The following is a 15,712-nucleotide window of genomic DNA, read 5'->3' on the forward strand; positions in this document are numbered from 1 at the left end:
TGTTTCTCATGTAACAAGATTCTTCGTCAAGATTAGACGAGTTCCTGCTTTTTTTTCGGAATATAGAAAGTAAAGTGAGTACCTGTTCCAGCTTTACTATGTGCATGAATGGAGCCTTGATGCGCTTCTACGATGTTCTTCACAATCGCAAGGCCCAGCCCCGTACCGGAACGTCCTCTTGTTCTTGCTTTATCTGCTTTATAGAACCGTTCAAAAATAAATGGGAGATCCTCTTCAGGAATGCCGCTTCCCGAATCTTTCACATCCATCTTGAGCCCATTTTCCACCGATTGAACTGAGAAGTGAACTTCTCCGCCTTCAGGTGTATGACGAATGGCATTATCGATGAGATTTGTAAAAACCTGTTCTATTTTATCTGGATCAAATACAAAATACGGTTCTTCTACTTGAATTTCATACGTCAGGTTGATTTGTTTTTCTTTCGCAATTCCAAGGAATTTACGGTAGATTTTTTCAGTTAGCTCTTCTGTATCAGTTGATTCAAGATTCAGTGTAATATGACCAGCTTCCATACGTGCAAGATCGAGAAGATCATTCACAAGACGCCCCATTCGAAGTGATTCATCATAGATAATTTGGGCAATCTCTTTCTTTTCCTCTTCTGATCCGGCAATGTCATCGACAATCGCTTCACTATAGCCTTGCAGCATAGCAATAGGTGTGCGGAGTTCATGACTAACATTTGCAATGAAGTCTTTTCTTAGCTTATCAAGTCTTCTCTCTTCTGTCATATCGCGAAGTACCGCTACCGCCCCTCTGACATCTTGCTGGTTATAAAGCGGAGACATGAGAAGAACCCAAGTACGCCCTTGCAGGGTGACTTCGATCATTTGCTCTTTTTCCGTACTGACGGCAGTATGAAACAATTCACGCGCTTCTGGCGGCAGTTCATCCCCATCTTTGATCTTCATATTTTGCTCGTAATACCAAGCCTGCAAGAATCTTTCTGCAGGAGGGTTTGTCATGAGGATCGTTCCATCAATATTGATCGTGATGACACCGTCTGCCATACTGCTGAGAATGTTGGACAAATGTTCTTTTTCTTGATTTAAAGCGGTTATATGAAATTTAAGCTGCTTACCCATTTGATTAAAGGCGATCGCCAGTTCCCCAATTTCATCTTGCGTTAAAATAGGAATCTTTGTATCAAATTTCCCTTTCGCCAAATCTTGTGCTCCCTCTCTCATCTTTCTGAGAGGATAGGTGACACGAGTGGATAAGAAGAAAGCGAAAATCGTGGTGAGCACAATCGCAATTCCGGCTGCGAGGAAGATATAACGCGTCGTATGTTTTGTTGTCTGCTCTACTGCGAGGAGGGATTGAGAAAGAAAGACCATCCCTTTCTTTCCGTTCGCCTCGTAAGGAACACCTACTACAATGCGTTCATCCTTCTGATTGCCTGTATCAGATTCAGCTCGTTTACTGATTTTTTTTCGTTCTGTCAGTGCTTTGTTCAAATCTTTGTCTGCTTCAATTTGTTCTTTTGTGATCGCAGGAAGCTTCCCGCCTTTTTCAGACGAATACCATTCTAGTCCATCCTCTTGAACAATCGCGATACTTGTCAATTTATCAGCTAGTTCTGATGTAATCGATCTTGCAAGTGATTGATCCTCATGGCTTTCTAAAATGACTGCTACTTTGTTGGCCATTTGTGTTAAATCAGACTTTGCTTCTTCCACATGGTAATTCTCAATGAACTCTAAAAGAAGCACAGTTAAAATCGATAAAACAATGAGCACGAGGAAAAGAATGGTTAACCATAGCTTTCCTACGACACTTTTCCACAGCTTCATTCAGCGCCGACCTCAAATTTGTACCCGACACCCCATACTGTCACGATTTTTTTCGCTGCTTCTGGTGACACTTTATTTAGTTTTTCGCGTAGCCTTTTGACGTGGGTATCCACTGTTCTCAGATCCCCAAAGAATTCATACTGCCACACTTCTTTGAGAAGCTTTTCCCTGTCATAGACCTTATCCGGCGTTTTTGCTAAGAAGTACAAAAGTTCGTATTCCTTCGGCGTGAGGCTAACTTCTTTTCCATCTGCAGTGACCCGGTGTGCATCATGATCAATGGATAGATGAGAAAACACAAGAACATCTTTTGTGGTTGTTCCAGTATTGAGATATGACGTTTGAGACGATCTTCTTAACAGTGCTTTCACACGAAGAACCACTTCACGCGGACTGAAAGGTTTGACGATATAATCATCCGTTCCTGCCTCAAAACCTTGCACACGGTTGGCTTCCTCACCTTTTGCTGTCAGCATAATAATTGGTGTGGCTTTTTTATCTCGAATTTGATTACACACTTCGATCCCATCTGTCCCAGGCATCATTAAATCAAGCAAAATGAGGTCATAATCGGTTTGAAGTCCTTTTTGAATGGCCTCATCCCCATTTTCCGCTTCATCAATTTCATAATTTTCCCGTTCTAAATACATTTTTAAAAGGCGACGAATTCTTGCCTCATCATCGACGACTAATATTTTCGTTTGAGTTGTGTGTTCCATTAGACAATCCTCCTGCTTTCTCCGTTGTTACATACATTTTAACAAAAAGCCGAATCGAATCATAAAAGTTGGCCTTTTTCATGCGATTACGCGTAAGAATGAAGCCCCGCAATCACTAGGTTGACAAAGATGAGGTTAAACATAATGATCGCAAATCCGATCACAGCAAGCCAAGCGGACTTTTCACCATGCCAGCCTCGTGATAACCGAAGGTGGAGATAGGCGGCGTAAAATAAAAATGTAATTAAAGCCCATACTTCCTTCGGGTCCCATCCCCAGAATCTCGTCCATGCAATTTGTGCCCAGATCATCGCAAAAATAAGACCGCCTAACGCAAATACAGGGAATCCTATGGAAACAGCCCTGTATCCAATTTCATCGACTAAATCAAGATTCACCTGTCTTACGAGCGGCTGAAGCAGCGCACTTAGTCGTTTGCGAATGATCAATCTTAGCAGTCCATAAATGATCAGCCCAACGCCAAATGACCACAGCACTGTATTCACCTTTCTACCTGAAAAAACAGGCGGCAGATCAACCACAGGCTCTAAACGATCTTTTGTGATAAGTTCTCCTTTATGAGGTCCTACTAAGGCAGGCAGCTCATAGACCATGACGCTCTCTTCTTTATTTTTATCTACCCAATTAAATTCCGCTTCATACCCTGTCATTCTAAAGATGGACGTGACAGCGATAAATGCAAGGGTGACCACAATCATAAACATGACCAGCTCTAAGCCAAAGGTTTTCTTCCCCGGTTTTGTTTGATCGACATGCTTCAAAAGAAAAATCACACCTGCCACAAAACTGATCGCCAAAATGGCTTGACCAAGCGCTGCTGTCGTGACGTGAATATATAGCCAATTACTTTGAAGCGAAGGAATCAGCGGTGAAATATCCGATGGAAACATGCTTGCATAAGCAATGATTAATAAAGCGATTGGAAGTGTGAATAAACCTAGCACAGACACTTGATAGACAAAATATAAAATAATAAATGCGAGCACCAGCATCATGCCAAAGGCTGTGGTGAATTCAAACAGATTACTGACTGGTGCGTGACCAGACGCGATCCACCTTGAAATAAAATAGCCAAATTGACTCAAAAAACCAATGATGGTGAGCGTTATGCCGATAAGTGCCGCCTTATTTTTGCGCGGACCCTCTTCTTTCTTTTTTCCTTTAATGGCCCCTCCAAAAAAAGGAACTGCCGCTAAATAAAATAGAAAAGCTGCAAATAACAGGTTTTCACTGACTGCCGCCATCTAACCCTTCCCCCTTGCTTTTGCTGATACTTGTTGTATCAGGCAGTTCTTTTTGATCCACTGGCTGTTTGATGCCACTGCCGTGCAGCAACACCTTAAGATCAGACTTTAAGCCGAACCAGTTTTTGTTTGTATGTCCTGCCACAAATACTTTTCCATCCTTTGCCGACAGCCAGATTCTTCTATGCTGCCAGTACATCCCTTGTACGACACCAATCATAAAGATGATTCCGCCAATAATAAGTACCCCGAGTGTTAAGTCTTTTCGAACCGTTAAACCTGTCACGTTTTTTGTTTCAACCCGGTCAAATTTCATTTTATAAAGATTGTTATCAGAACCCTCTACTGTCTCTTGAATTGCGACAAAGCTTTTTTCACCTTTTGGTTTTTCAGGAGAGATCATTTCAAATACGAACGCAGGATTATTTGGATTCCTCGTTTTCGTACTAGGTGTGCCATCTTCGTCAAAATAAAAATCAGGCAAATAACTCATCACCTTGACTTTGTAACCGCTACCAAGATCATATTCTGACTTAGGCTCCAGCAGATTAATCTTCACTGTTCCGAAAGATTTCTCAGTATCTTTTCGAATCAGCTGAAAGACCATTTGATCGAGTTCATTTTGTTTAAAATCCACTTGATATAATGAGAAATTGTCAAACTTAAGCGGTTCATTCACTTTAATATCGTGTTCTGTTACCTGCTTTAGCTTTGGCTTTTCACCAAAAACAACTTCCCCTTCACGTTTGTATAAAACGGCATCGGTTTTATAACTTTTGACGACTTGACCATCGCCAGCCTTTTCAATCGCATTTTCAAAGACTTCTTTTTCTTTTTCAGATTCATAGCGGTCAATTGAAAACGCGTTATTCTTTAAGAAGTATTGGCCTCCCGTCCCTGGGATTGGTGCCGTTTCGCCTTCTCTTACCCATAATGTTTCATCCACGTACATTCCCGGAACAAACCGGAGCATGGATCCAATGAGAAATATAATTAATCCAATATGATTGACGTAAGGTCCCCAGCGGGAAAAGCGGCCTTTTTCAGCTAAAATATGTCCATCTTCTTCTCGTACGCGGTAACGCTTTTGTTTCATCTTACTAACGATGCCTTCATATGTATGTTGATCTAATGTTTTGTTTGTTTCGCTGAAAAGACGCTGCCTTCTCATAAAACCTTCTTTTTTGACAACCCCTTGATTTTTGAGTGCACGATAAAGTGGAATCACTCGATCAAGGCTGCAAATCACAAGGGAAATTCCGATAGATGCGACAAGGGCTAAAAACCACCAAGAATTATAAAGATCATGGAATCCAAGGATGTAATATAACTTGCCAAACGACCCATACTGCTCCTCATAATAAGTGGAAGCTGATGCACCTGGCGGAATAAACCGCTCCTGCGGAAAAATAGTTCCTAGCGAAGAAGCTAACAGTGTGATGACAATGAGCCACACACCCACTTTTACGGAAGAAAAAAAGTTCCATACTTTATCAACAATCGTTTTGTTGTATGTTTGCGAGCGTCTTGCACTGCCGTCATATCTCATATCAAGCAGCTTTGATGAATTTTTCTCTTTTGCTGCAATGGGATTCCCGCATGATTCACATAGAACAGTACCGATTGGATTAATATGTCCACACTCGCACTTTACCTCTTTCATTCTATGACCCCTTTGGTTTAATCAAATTCATATATTCATAGACATTACGTTCTGTCATCGTTCCCTTTATGACTTTGATTACTTTGCCTTCAGGATTAATTAAAAATGTGGTTGGCAGCGGCGTAATATCATATGCCTCTGTCACTTGACGATCTTTGTCCATGGCAACAGGAAAATTCACGCCATAAGCATCCATAAAGTTCTTCACAGCAATATTGGATTCCCCCACATTCACGGCAACAATTTCGACACCGCGATCCTTGAACACTTCATACTGATTTGCCATATAAGGGAATTCCTGCTTACATGGACCGCACCATGTACCCCAAAAATTGAGAAAGACGCCTTTGCCTTTTAAGTCCTTTAATTCAATCCGTTCCCCATCTACCGATTGAAGGACAAAGTTAGGCGCAATAGATCCTTCTTTGACTTGATCCTGTTTGGCAAATACTGAGTTATACATCGTATAACATAGTGCAGCAAGCATCACGAGGAGAATGCCCGTCCGTATGAAAAATCGTCTTTTCTTCATCTGAAGTACCCCTTCCCCATAGACATTCAGGTAAATTATAGCATTCTCCTTCTTTTGATGCTTCTTCATTTTTTGAAGTTTATGTGAAAATTAAAAAGCGCTTTTCCCATGATCCGCAATCGCTCTTAGGCGTTTTACTTCATGCGGCGTCAATTCTCTGCGATCTCCTGGTCTCATGCCTTCAATATGAAGGAAAGCATATTGCTCTCTTTTGAGTTTTAAAACGTCGTGTCCGATTGCTTCAAACATGCGGCGAACCTGTCTGTTTCTGCCTTCATGAATGGTTAATTGCACAATACATGTTTGCTTTCGTTTATCAATCGAAAGCATTTTGGCACGGGCAGGTGCTGTTTTTTTATGGTCTAACATGATTCCTTTTTCTAACTTTCTAAGCAATTCTTTTGAAGGGATGCCTTTTAGTTTCGCTGCATACGTTTTATCAATTTGATATTTCGGATGCATGAGCTTATGGGCAAATTCGCCATCATTTGTAATCAAAATTAAACCGCTCGTATCATAATCCAACCGGCCGATTGGATACAGACGCTGCGGAACATCATCAAAGAAGTCTGTCACGACTTTGCGTCCTTTATCATCCTCGGCAGCTGAAATGACGCCGCGCGGTTTATAAAGCATAAAGTAAACCGGTTCTTCTCTTTCAAGCTTTAAGCCATTGACTTCAATTTTATCTGAAGAGCCCACCTTTACTCCGAGCTCTGTCACTGTTTCACCATTAACGGTAACTCGTCCTTCTTTAATTAATTCTTCAGCCTTTCGTCTAGAAGCGACGCCGGCATGGGCAATTACTTTCTGTAAACGTTCCATTTGTCTTTCACCTCATGTACTATCTTACTTGCTTGGCTTGAAACAAACAAGCATTCGTGGAAAAATAAGCGTTTCATCTGTCTAATTTCAACAAAAAAGCTGTTTTCCATCCACGAAATAAAAAAAGCACCTGATTAGGCGCCGCTAAATAACAAACTGACGATAATAATCGATGCAATGATCCCAATCAGGTCTGCTAACAGCCCCACTTTCAGTGCATCTCCCATTTTTTTAATACCAACTGCTCCAAAATAGACGGTTAAAATATAAAGGGTCGTATCTGTTGACCCTTGCATAACGGCGGCAAGCTTGCCGATAAAAGAATCTGGACCATAAGTCGCAATTAAGTCTGATGTCATACCAAGCGCCGCTGTTCCTGATATAGGGCGTATCAAAGCTAGCGGCACCACTTCTGTAGGAATACCAATCGCTGTAAACACAGGTTTCAATAATTCCATGACAAAGTCAAGGGCACCTGATGCTCGGAAAATCGTAATGGCGACAAGCATACCGACTAAATACGGAATGATTGAAAAGGCAATTTGAATGCCTTCTTTCCCGCCTTCTACAAATGTTTCGTACGTCGGTACTTTTTTAATCGTCCCTGCAATCAATATTCCTGCGATGATCAGTGGAATCAAAGCAAGTGACAGCCAGTTAATAAATGCCACAAGATCACCCCCGCCTGCTTCTGCGATAGTGGAAATAGCGATCAATCATAATCGCACCGATACCTGAAATAAGTGTCGCCAAAATGGTTGGACCTACAATATCTGTTGGCTGATCTGCGCCATAGGTCATACGAATGGCAATGACAGTCGTTGGCACAAGTGTGATAGAAGATGTATTGACTGCTAAAAAAGTGATCATAGACCGGCTCGCCTCATTTTTTCCGCCATTTAATGCTTTCATCTGCTCCATCGCCTTAATCCCAAGTGGAGTGGCGGCATTGCCAAGGCCAAAGAAATTTGCCATGAGATTGGACAGAATATACCCCATCGCTGGATGATTCGCAGGAATCTCAGGAAATAGTTTTGAGATAAAGGGCCGGCATAATTTACTAAAGAAATGTAACAACCCCGCTTCTTCTGCGATCTTCATCAATCCTAGCCAGAATACAAGAACACTAATCAACCCAATTGAAATGGTGACCGCTTCTTTTGATCCTTTAAAAACAGCTTCGTTCACTTCATGCATCGTTCCGTTAAACATTGCATAGACAAGACCGATGACCGTGAGGAATACCCAGATCAGATTGACCATGAAGATCCGCCTATCGATGTCTGAAAGACAGACTTAAACATTTCTTGAAAGCTTTTTTGAGGCATTCGGTTGCGTTTATTTTCATAAAAAATGGGGACTTGCTCAATCACCTGACCATCGAGTAAGAACGTCATTTTCCCTACTACATCTGGGATCGCTTCTTTGTTTTTCTCCCATTTCTTTTCAGGCGTCAGCATTTCCGTTTCGATTTCCACTAGTTTTTTCTCATCTTCATTTAAAAAATAGTCCACATCCCGCTTAATAAACGCTTTTTTTTCGTAAAAAGTCCCTTTTAACGAAGCGAGCCTGCCTTTTTCAGCAAGCACATACGTTTTATAGTGATCAAATGCATACTCAAACATTGAGATGTGATCCTTCCAATCATCCGGTGCATTAATCGTCACAGCAATGAGCGCAGCATCTCCTTTTGCAGCTGTGGAGACAAGCGTGCGTTTTGCAAGTTTTGTATATCCTGTCTTCCCTCCAGTCGAATATTGATATAAACCAGTGAGCAGCTTGTTTTTGTTTTTCCAATAACCTTCGATTGTTTTTGCTTTATAAAAGGTGGTACCGGCAATTTTTTGATATTGCTGATGCTTCATGGCGTATTTCGTTAAGATTGCCATATCATAAGCTGATGAATAATGGTTTTTATGATCATCGAGTCCATGCGGATTTTGAAAATTCGTATTCTCCATGCCTAGTTCAGAGGCCTTTTGGTTCATCATAAAAATAAAGCCTTCTAAGCTGCCACCAACATGTTCTGCAATGGCAACAGCTGCATCATTTCCAGAGCGCAGCATGAGCCCGTATGTCAAGTCTTCTAAGCTCACCTTCTGTCCTTCCTTTAAATAAATCGAAGAACCTTCCGCTTGAATCGCACGTTTTGACACTTTGACCATGTCGTTCATTTTTCCTGATTCAATGGCTAATACAGCCGTCATAATTTTTGTGATACTGGCGATTCTTCTTTTTTCGTGCTCGTCCTTTCCAAATAGGACTCTGCCTGACTGTCCATCTATTAAAATGGCGCTTCTCGCACTCACCGATAATGAAATGTCTGCTTGAGCGTGTGAGGAAAAAGGCAGTAAGAGTGTCAATAGAAGAAGGACTGCTGTTCCAATTTTTAAATAGGGCATGTTCATTCACGTCCTTGTCCGTTTTGTACAAGTGTATGCGCGGCTGAAAAAGTTATGATGCCTCGTCCATAAAAAAAAGCAACTCTCATGTGAGAGTTGCCTTGTCTTCTTTATACCATTTTCATTTGCTGATGAGATGTTGTATATTCCAGCTCTTCTCTCATCGTTAAAAACTCTTTTTCTAATGAAGAAAACAAACATTTGACTTCAGCCGATACTTCATGATGGAAAACAATGCAGCTTTTTCCTGTGTAGGCTGAACGGCTATCTTCATACCATGTATCCTTTTTTGGTGTAAAAAACTCTTCAATACATTGATGATAAATACGATGAAGCGTCTGCTGTGCGGCTTGCTGCGGGAATGTCTGCTGCTGCCCGATTTTCCTGCAAACCGCCGCGGCATCCTCGCTATAAACTGCAAGCTTCCGCAATGTACTTAATATGTCACAATAATAGGCTTCCGCTTCCGGGTTTAATCGTTTCAAGCTTGATAAGGTAGCTTCGTTCAGAAAATCATTCATTTCAACTGCAACCTTTGATAAAAAAACGCCTGCTTGATCAACTTGAGCCTTTACATTCATATGTGCCATTTGTTTCGTGTTTACCTTCCCCTCATGGCTTTGTCACCATTTTATCTTTCAAACAAAGGTTTTAGACCTAAAATCTTTGTTATATTTTATCATACATTTTTCCTTATTTTGAACTATTTTATCTCTTCAAATGTTTGATTGAAGTTTTCAAAAAAGAGATCAGCCTCTTCTTGCACCCCATCTGCTTCCACATTCTCTGGAAGTGGCGGCAATTCATCTAAGGCTTTTAAACCAAATTGCTCTAAAAAGGTAGGTGTTGTCCCATAAAGGATCGCTCGTCCCGGTCCATCGGCACGTCCTACTTCACAGAGCAGTGCTTTGGCAACTAAACTATGTAGCACTCGTTCTGATTTAACGCCTCTGATCTCCTCGACTTCGCTGCGTGTAATCGGTTGTTTATACGAGACAATGGCGAGCACTTCTAGCGCTGCCTGTGACAAACCTTTCGATGGTGTCTCTACTAATTTTTTTAAATATACGCTGTATTCTTTTTTCGTCAGCAGCATATATGAATCTGCATATTCAATGAGCTCAATTCCTCGTTCTTGTTTTTGATATTCTTCTTTTACGGCAGACATAATATCAAGCAATGCTGCCTCATCAACTTCAAGAACAGACATGAGCTGTTTTCTTGTTAAGCCTTCGTCACCTGCTGCATATAGCAGCGCTTCTAAGATGGCTTTCCAATTCACGATATCAAGCGTCATGAATCGTTTCACTCCCTATGATATAAATATCTTCAAAGTTTCCTTCCTGCTCCAGCATGATTTGATGGCTCTTCATCAATTCGAGAACAGCAAGAAATGTCACGACAAGGTGTTCCTTTTGATCATGTTGAAATAAAGTCATGAAATTGGTCCGCTTTTTTGTTTTTCTTAAATGGTTCATAATCTCATTCATTTTGTCTTCAATCGGGATTTCTTGTCTTGTAATCTTTGATGGTGCTGGTTTTGTTATTTTTTTGCGGTTCAATACCTTTTGGAACGCACCTAACATATCATACACCGTGACGTGTAAGTTTGTGTCCTTCGCTTCTGCTTCTTTTGCAAATTCACTTAAATCACTTGGTGGTTTTGTAAAGGCGTTTTGCCGCTCTTCTTCACGTTCCTTCAGTTCTTGCGCTGCATTTTTATACTTGCGGTATTCAATTAATTTGCCAATCAGCTCATCACGAGGGTCCTCTTCTTCTTCCATCAGGTCTTCATCAAACAGCTCTTCCTCTTGTTTTGGGAGAAGCATTCTGCTTTTAATGCTCAGGAGGGTTGCAGCCATCACCAAATACTCACTTGCAACATCAAGTTCAAGCTCCCTCATCGTGTGGACATATAATAAATACTGCTCCGTAATTTTAGCGACGGGAATATCATAAATATCAATTTCCAAACGGTTAATTAAATGTAAAAGCAAGTCCAAAGGACCCTCAAACGAATCTATTTTCACCTGATATTCCAGCATTCTTTTCTCACCATTTCTACTGTCTTCTAAGTACCGTTTTCATCGGCTAACCTTTAGTATAAGACACCATAAAGCTCTCGTCCAATATAATTTCGACCATGAGGCAGCAGGCAAAAAAAGAAAAACAGTGGATTCGCCCATACCAATGAGGGCATTTATACATAGAATACCATTGTAATCAGAACTGATGAAAAAGGAGGCCGTAACATTATGGGAGATGGTTATTACTTCGGCGGAGGATTTGCGCTTATTGTTGTGCTGTTCATCTTGCTGATCATCGTTGGCGCGGCTTGGGTTTATTAAAGAAACAGAGCGTCCTTTCATAAAGGGGCGCTCTTTCTTCTTTTCTTTTCGGTATGTTAGACTGATAGTGGAAAAGGAGATGACCGCTGTGTATCCTAAAGCGTACGTGGCTTTTTTACATGAATTTCATACGACAAGAGATTATTTTGAGTGTCATGAAATTCTTGAAGAATTTTGGAAAGAAGATCCTCCTCATCAGCGCAAAAAGTACTGGGTGGGTCTCATTCAGCTTGCTGTTGCTTTGTATCATCAAAGACGAGGGAATGGAAAAGGAGCAAAACGGCTGATTTCAAACAGCCTTCATATATTAGATTCGGACCGGAACATACTAACAGAATTAGGTCTTGATGAAGAGGCATTTCTTTTACTGCTGAGAACACTGAAAAAGAAAATCGATGAAGACATGCCCTACGAAAGTGTGATGCTGCCAATCCGAGATGAAACGCTTCTTTCTTTATGCCAAGAGATGGCCCAAAATGAAGGCTTAACCTTCGGACAGGAGAGCAACTTATCCCATACATTCTTAATTGAAAAGCATAGACTGCGTGATCGAACGGACGTATTGCTTGAACGTGAAAAACAGATGGAACGTAAAAAAAGCAGAGGCATATAACCTCTGCTTCAGCGTGTAGACAAACCCTCGCATTCGGTGTCAGTCCTGCGTGCCGGTGCTCACGAATATCGAATTCGCTCCAGTACTCGTCCTTCCTAGACTGCAAAGGTTTTCTATCACGCTGAAAAGAAGACAAATGGCTAAAATCAAGTTCATTTTAGCCATTTGTCAACAATCTAAAGCAGAGGCATATAACCTCTGCTTTTACATGTGTGATATTTAGTTTGTTTCACTGTGACACTTATGAAAGAAGCCTTGCGTTAATTCATTTGGAATGAGTGTTTTCGTTTTGAATACTTCTTCCACGGCTAATACCATTTCCTTGCCGATGCCTTGGTCACGATGGGACGGATTGACACTAATATGTTCGATTTGTACTTGGTCGTCTGTTTTCAGCACACCAATCGCACCGACGATATCCTCACCATCTTTCCAAAGGAACAGCTGCCGATCTTCATCCATTTCATACGACTTTATCGTCTGCTGAAGCTGTTTGACGTCTTTCTCACCCGGCATAAAGGACAGGAGTCCCATGGCAATTTTTTCAAAAGACCTCTTGTAACGAATTAACATATATACCCCTCAATATTAAAATTATCCTATTTTCCAGCAAATGTCTTATGAATCACTTGCTCATCACACATTATAAACACTTTTAGGTTGTTTTTAAACTCTTTTTCATCAAATTAACGAAACGTTCGATTTAGGTTGGCCATTTCAATAGCAGCTGCAGCCGATTCACTGCCTTTATTTCCAGCCTTTGTACCGGCTCTTTCAATGGCTTGTTCAATAGATTCTGTTGTCAGTACACCAAAGATAATCGGCACCCCTGTTGAGATGGCACTTTGTGCGATTCCTTTAGCCGCTTCATTACAAACATAATCGTAATGTGATGTTGCCCCGCGAATCACGGTTCCAAGTGTAATGACTGCATCATATTTTTTTGTTTCTGCTAGTTTTTTTGCCATATACGGAATTTCAAAAGCCCCCGGCACCCACACGACATCAATATCGTCACCGTTTGCTCCGTGTCTAAGCAATGTATCTTCTGCTCCGTCTAGCAGTTTGCTTGTAATGAAATCATTAAATCTAGCGACGACGATTCCAAACTTTAATCCTTCTGCTACTACATTCCCTTGTATTGTATTCATATGTTCATCATCCTTTTTTGTGATTTTTATTTTGTTTTCATTGTCGTTGTTTGCTTGTTTATATATGCCTGCAATGCTTCAATCGTCAGCATCTTTAAATCGTGTTCTTTTTGAATTTTTTGCAGTTCGGGTACACGGGCCATGGTTCCATCTGCATTCATAATTTCACATATGACACCCGCTGGCACTGAACCCGCAAGTTTAGCAAGATCAATGGCCGCTTCTGTATGACCTGGTCTTTCTACTACGCCTCCCTCTTTCCCAATAAGAGGGAAAACATGACCTGGGCGGGCAAAATCTTCTGGTTTTGACTCTTTATTTAACATGGCCAAAATGGTCGTTGAGCGCTCAAAAGCACTTATACCAGTTGTTGTTGACGTATGGTCGATGCTTACTGTAAATGCTGTATGATGTGCATCCGTATTTCGCTCGACCATAGGATGCAGATCCAAGTGTTTCGCAATCGAAGCATGAACTGGTGTGCAAATAAGACCTCTTCCATGTAAAGCCATGAAGTTAATGACTTCCGGCGTTGCATGCTCAGCAAGTGCCACAAAGTCTCCTTCATTTTCTCTGTCTTCATCATCTACTACGATAATGATTTCTCCTCGTTTCAGGGCATTTACTGCCTCATCAACTGAATGATACATACAATCGCCTCCTAGAATCCGTGCTCTTTTAAAAATGATGGGGTTAATCGTGATGGCTGCTTTTCGTTTTGCTCTTTTGTTAAAAAGCGATAAATGTATTTACCGATCATGTCACATTCAATATTTACTACATCCCCCATAGATTTAGTCGGGAAAATAGTTCCTTCAAGCGTATGTGGAATGATAGAAACTGTCACGTGAGCATCTCGCAAATCGAAAATAGTCAAGCTGACGCCGTCTATTGCGATCGATCCCTTTTTTGTAAGCATATCTGTGAGGGTCTTGTCCATTTTCAAATCATAGTAAATGGCATTACTCTTCTTTTCTACACGGGTAATCACAGCCGTTCCATCAACATGGCCTGAAACAAAATGACCGCCGAATCGTCCATTTGAGGACATCGCTCGCTCTAAATTCACTTGGCTACCTGGTGCAAGCTGATCAAGTGATGTCGCTTTGACCGTCTCAGGCATCACATCTGCCGCAAACTGTTCTTTTGTGAAGCTTGTAACAGTGAGACAAACGCCATTGATGGCGATACTATCGCCTAGGTGAACATCTTCTAGTACACGACTGCACTTGATGATGATTTCCATGGCATCTGCGGATCTTTTGCTCAATGACTGGACTGTACCCACTTCTTCAATAATCCCCGTAAACATGTGATCCTCCCTTTCTCTTTCTTTTGTATTTCTCACTTTATGAAAAAGCGATGTTTGGGACATGTGATCGATTGAACACCTTCGTCGCTTTTTATGGTCCATACAAGGTAAATGAGGGATCACCTAATAAACACTGCATGCGATGACTATATTGACATACAGAAAGCCCCGGAAAAATTCCGGGGCTGTGGTTTTTTTGCATTAGAAATAAAACTATGATCAACACTTATTTTTGTTCATACATAGCTTTCGTTATCCTTCTCCCATCCAGACTTTCACTGTCGGCTTCAGCTTCTCACTGAATCAACCGTTAATAAATTAACGGGTCACGGGCTGTAAAGCATTTGCTTTATTACCGTCGGTCGGGATTTTCACCCTGCCCCGAAGGATACAATCGATATTTAGCTGTCCTTAGGGGCTATTATAGCGATCCTTGTTGTCAAATGCAACAATCAAGATTTATTCACCTGTTCATAAAAAAAGCCTCCTTATAGGAAAGGAGACTTGTTAATTGACGACTTTTACTACTTTTATAAGACCGTCTATTCTTTTTTCATTACTAAAGTATGCTTTAATACGATCGCCTTTTTTCAGATCGGCCACATCATCTTCAAATTTCTTTCCATTAAAAATGATTTTCGTGCCATTTTTGGCTTGACCGTAATACTCATCACCATCAATTTTTGTAATGGTATATTCATAGATTGTGTAATCTTTGTCATTATTTGTTAAGCTTTCGCCGATGGCTGTTGGCACATCTTCAATTTTCATACCATTCATGTATAAATAACCTGCGCCTAAACAAAGCAGTAAAACAAATAAGATTGCGATTTTTAATTTGATTTTCCCCATATTTAGAACCTCCATCATCTGCACTTCGCCTATTTGTATGTTCTATTCCTTCTTTTGATGAAATAAAACCAAAAAAGCTGATTTTCATTAATGGTTACTTATATAACGATTCAAATGGACTTTTGGTTCCACCTTTTCATCATTACATATGATACGAATATGCGTTCTTTATTAAGGGGGTCTTTTTTCCTCTTTATCTGTTAGCAGGGTGAATAA

19 protein-coding genes and 1 riboswitch are annotated in these 15,712 nt (G+C 40.8%); of the genes, 2 read left to right on the forward strand and 17 right to left on the reverse strand.

What is annotated here, in order from left to right:
• Positions 1 to 32: 32 nt before the first annotated feature.
• The 12 genes from ABG082_RS10600 to ABG082_RS10655 form a co-directional block, all read right to left on the reverse strand.
• On the reverse strand, positions 33 to 1,814 hold the full coding sequence (locus tag ABG082_RS10600; RefSeq protein ID WP_017359776.1) for an ATP-binding protein: 1,782 nt from the start codon (positions 1,812 to 1,814) through the stop codon (positions 33 to 35).
• Positions 1,811 to 2,533, reverse strand: coding sequence for a response regulator transcription factor (locus tag ABG082_RS10605; protein WP_003215596.1), 723 nt, complete (start codon positions 2,531 to 2,533; stop codon positions 1,811 to 1,813). The genes ABG082_RS10600 and ABG082_RS10605 overlap by 4 nt, the downstream gene beginning before the upstream one ends.
• A gap of 86 nt (positions 2,534 to 2,619) precedes the next feature.
• On the reverse strand, positions 2,620 to 3,798 hold the full coding sequence (gene ccsB / locus ABG082_RS10610; RefSeq protein WP_048003377.1) for a c-type cytochrome biogenesis protein CcsB: 1,179 nt from the start codon (positions 3,796 to 3,798) through the stop codon (positions 2,620 to 2,622).
• Positions 3,782 to 5,461: a cytochrome c biogenesis protein ResB gene (locus ABG082_RS10615; protein ID WP_146271176.1), complete on the reverse strand. Its 1,680-nt coding sequence runs from the start codon at positions 5,459 to 5,461 to the stop codon at positions 3,782 to 3,784. The genes ccsB and ABG082_RS10615 overlap by 17 nt, the downstream gene beginning before the upstream one ends.
• Before the next feature lies 1 nt (position 5,462).
• Complete coding sequence (locus tag ABG082_RS10620; RefSeq protein ID WP_008344474.1) at positions 5,463 to 5,993, reverse strand: thiol-disulfide oxidoreductase ResA; 531 nt, start codon at positions 5,991 to 5,993, stop codon at positions 5,463 to 5,465.
• Positions 5,994 to 6,083: 90 nt separating this feature from the next.
• Positions 6,084 to 6,818, reverse strand: a complete 735-nt coding sequence (rluB, locus tag ABG082_RS10625) for a 23S rRNA pseudouridine(2605) synthase RluB (protein ID WP_008344472.1) — start codon at positions 6,816 to 6,818, stop codon at positions 6,084 to 6,086.
• Between the two features lie 134 nt (positions 6,819 to 6,952).
• Positions 6,953 to 7,489 carry a spore maturation protein gene (locus ABG082_RS10630; RefSeq protein ID WP_019743084.1) on the reverse strand — a complete coding sequence of 179 codons (537 nt, stop codon included), beginning with the start codon at positions 7,487 to 7,489 and terminating at the stop codon, positions 6,953 to 6,955.
• A 4-nt stretch (positions 7,490 to 7,493) separates the two neighbouring features.
• The gene (locus ABG082_RS10635; RefSeq protein ID WP_007501015.1) at positions 7,494 to 8,081 is read right to left on the reverse strand and encodes a nucleoside recognition domain-containing protein; all 588 of its coding nucleotides are present in this window, start codon (positions 8,079 to 8,081) and stop codon (positions 7,494 to 7,496) included.
• Positions 8,069 to 9,220, reverse strand: a complete 1,152-nt coding sequence (locus ABG082_RS10640; RefSeq protein WP_019743085.1) for a D-alanyl-D-alanine carboxypeptidase family protein — start codon at positions 9,218 to 9,220, stop codon at positions 8,069 to 8,071. The genes ABG082_RS10635 and ABG082_RS10640 overlap by 13 nt, the downstream gene beginning before the upstream one ends.
• A 110-nt stretch (positions 9,221 to 9,330) precedes the next feature.
• Entirely contained in the window at positions 9,331 to 9,810 is a 480-nt protein-coding gene (locus ABG082_RS10645; RefSeq protein ID WP_254505569.1) for a YpuI family protein, read from the reverse strand.
• Between the two features lie 113 nt (positions 9,811 to 9,923).
• Positions 9,924 to 10,517, reverse strand: a complete 594-nt coding sequence (scpB, locus tag ABG082_RS10650) for an SMC-Scp complex subunit ScpB (RefSeq protein WP_008344462.1) — start codon at positions 10,515 to 10,517, stop codon at positions 9,924 to 9,926.
• Positions 10,507 to 11,265 carry a segregation/condensation protein A gene (locus tag ABG082_RS10655; RefSeq protein WP_007501021.1) on the reverse strand — a complete coding sequence of 253 codons (759 nt, stop codon included), beginning with the start codon at positions 11,263 to 11,265 and terminating at the stop codon, positions 10,507 to 10,509. Before ABG082_RS10655 ends, scpB begins: the two co-directional genes overlap by 11 nt.
• Positions 11,266 to 11,475: 210 nt before the next feature.
• On the opposite strand from ABG082_RS10655, the gene ABG082_RS10660 reads away from it, so the two are divergent.
• Positions 11,476 to 11,568 (forward strand): YjcZ family sporulation protein, encoded by a 93-nt coding sequence (locus ABG082_RS10660; RefSeq protein WP_008359694.1) that lies wholly within the window; start codon positions 11,476 to 11,478, stop codon positions 11,566 to 11,568.
• Between the two features lie 88 nt (positions 11,569 to 11,656).
• Positions 11,657 to 12,181, forward strand: coding sequence for a DUF309 domain-containing protein (locus ABG082_RS10665; protein WP_348936085.1), 525 nt, complete (start codon positions 11,657 to 11,659; stop codon positions 12,179 to 12,181).
• 219 nt (positions 12,182 to 12,400) lie between these two features.
• Here ABG082_RS10665 and ABG082_RS10670 read toward each other — a convergent pair whose 3' ends face one another.
• The 5 genes from ABG082_RS10670 to ABG082_RS10690 all read right to left on the reverse strand — a co-directional run bounded on the left by ABG082_RS10670 (position 12,401) and on the right by ABG082_RS10690 (position 15,496).
• Positions 12,401 to 12,754 carry a GNAT family N-acetyltransferase gene (locus tag ABG082_RS10670; protein ID WP_008344455.1) on the reverse strand — a complete coding sequence of 118 codons (354 nt, stop codon included), beginning with the start codon at positions 12,752 to 12,754 and terminating at the stop codon, positions 12,401 to 12,403.
• Between the two features lie 113 nt (positions 12,755 to 12,867).
• Entirely contained in the window at positions 12,868 to 13,332 is a 465-nt protein-coding gene (ribE, locus tag ABG082_RS10675; RefSeq protein ID WP_007501031.1) for a 6,7-dimethyl-8-ribityllumazine synthase, read from the reverse strand.
• A gap of 26 nt (positions 13,333 to 13,358) precedes the next feature.
• Complete coding sequence (gene ribB / locus ABG082_RS10680) at positions 13,359 to 13,982, reverse strand: 3,4-dihydroxy-2-butanone-4-phosphate synthase (protein ID WP_008344453.1); 624 nt, start codon at positions 13,980 to 13,982, stop codon at positions 13,359 to 13,361.
• A gap of 11 nt (positions 13,983 to 13,993) precedes the next feature.
• Positions 13,994 to 14,644, reverse strand: coding sequence for a riboflavin synthase (gene ribE / locus ABG082_RS10685; RefSeq protein ID WP_026050106.1), 651 nt, complete (start codon positions 14,642 to 14,644; stop codon positions 13,994 to 13,996).
• A 251-nt stretch (positions 14,645 to 14,895) separates the two neighbouring features.
• A riboswitch (FMN riboswitch) is annotated at positions 14,896 to 15,037 on the reverse strand.
• Positions 15,038 to 15,151: 114 nt separating this feature from the next.
• Positions 15,152 to 15,496 carry a hypothetical protein gene (locus tag ABG082_RS10690; protein ID WP_008344451.1) on the reverse strand — a complete coding sequence of 115 codons (345 nt, stop codon included), beginning with the start codon at positions 15,494 to 15,496 and terminating at the stop codon, positions 15,152 to 15,154.
• Positions 15,497 to 15,712: the final 216 nt, after the last annotated feature.

Source organism: Bacillus sp. BS1807G30, from assembly GCF_040047675.1.
GTDB lineage: Bacteria > Bacillota > Bacilli > Bacillales > Bacillaceae > Bacillus > Bacillus altitudinis.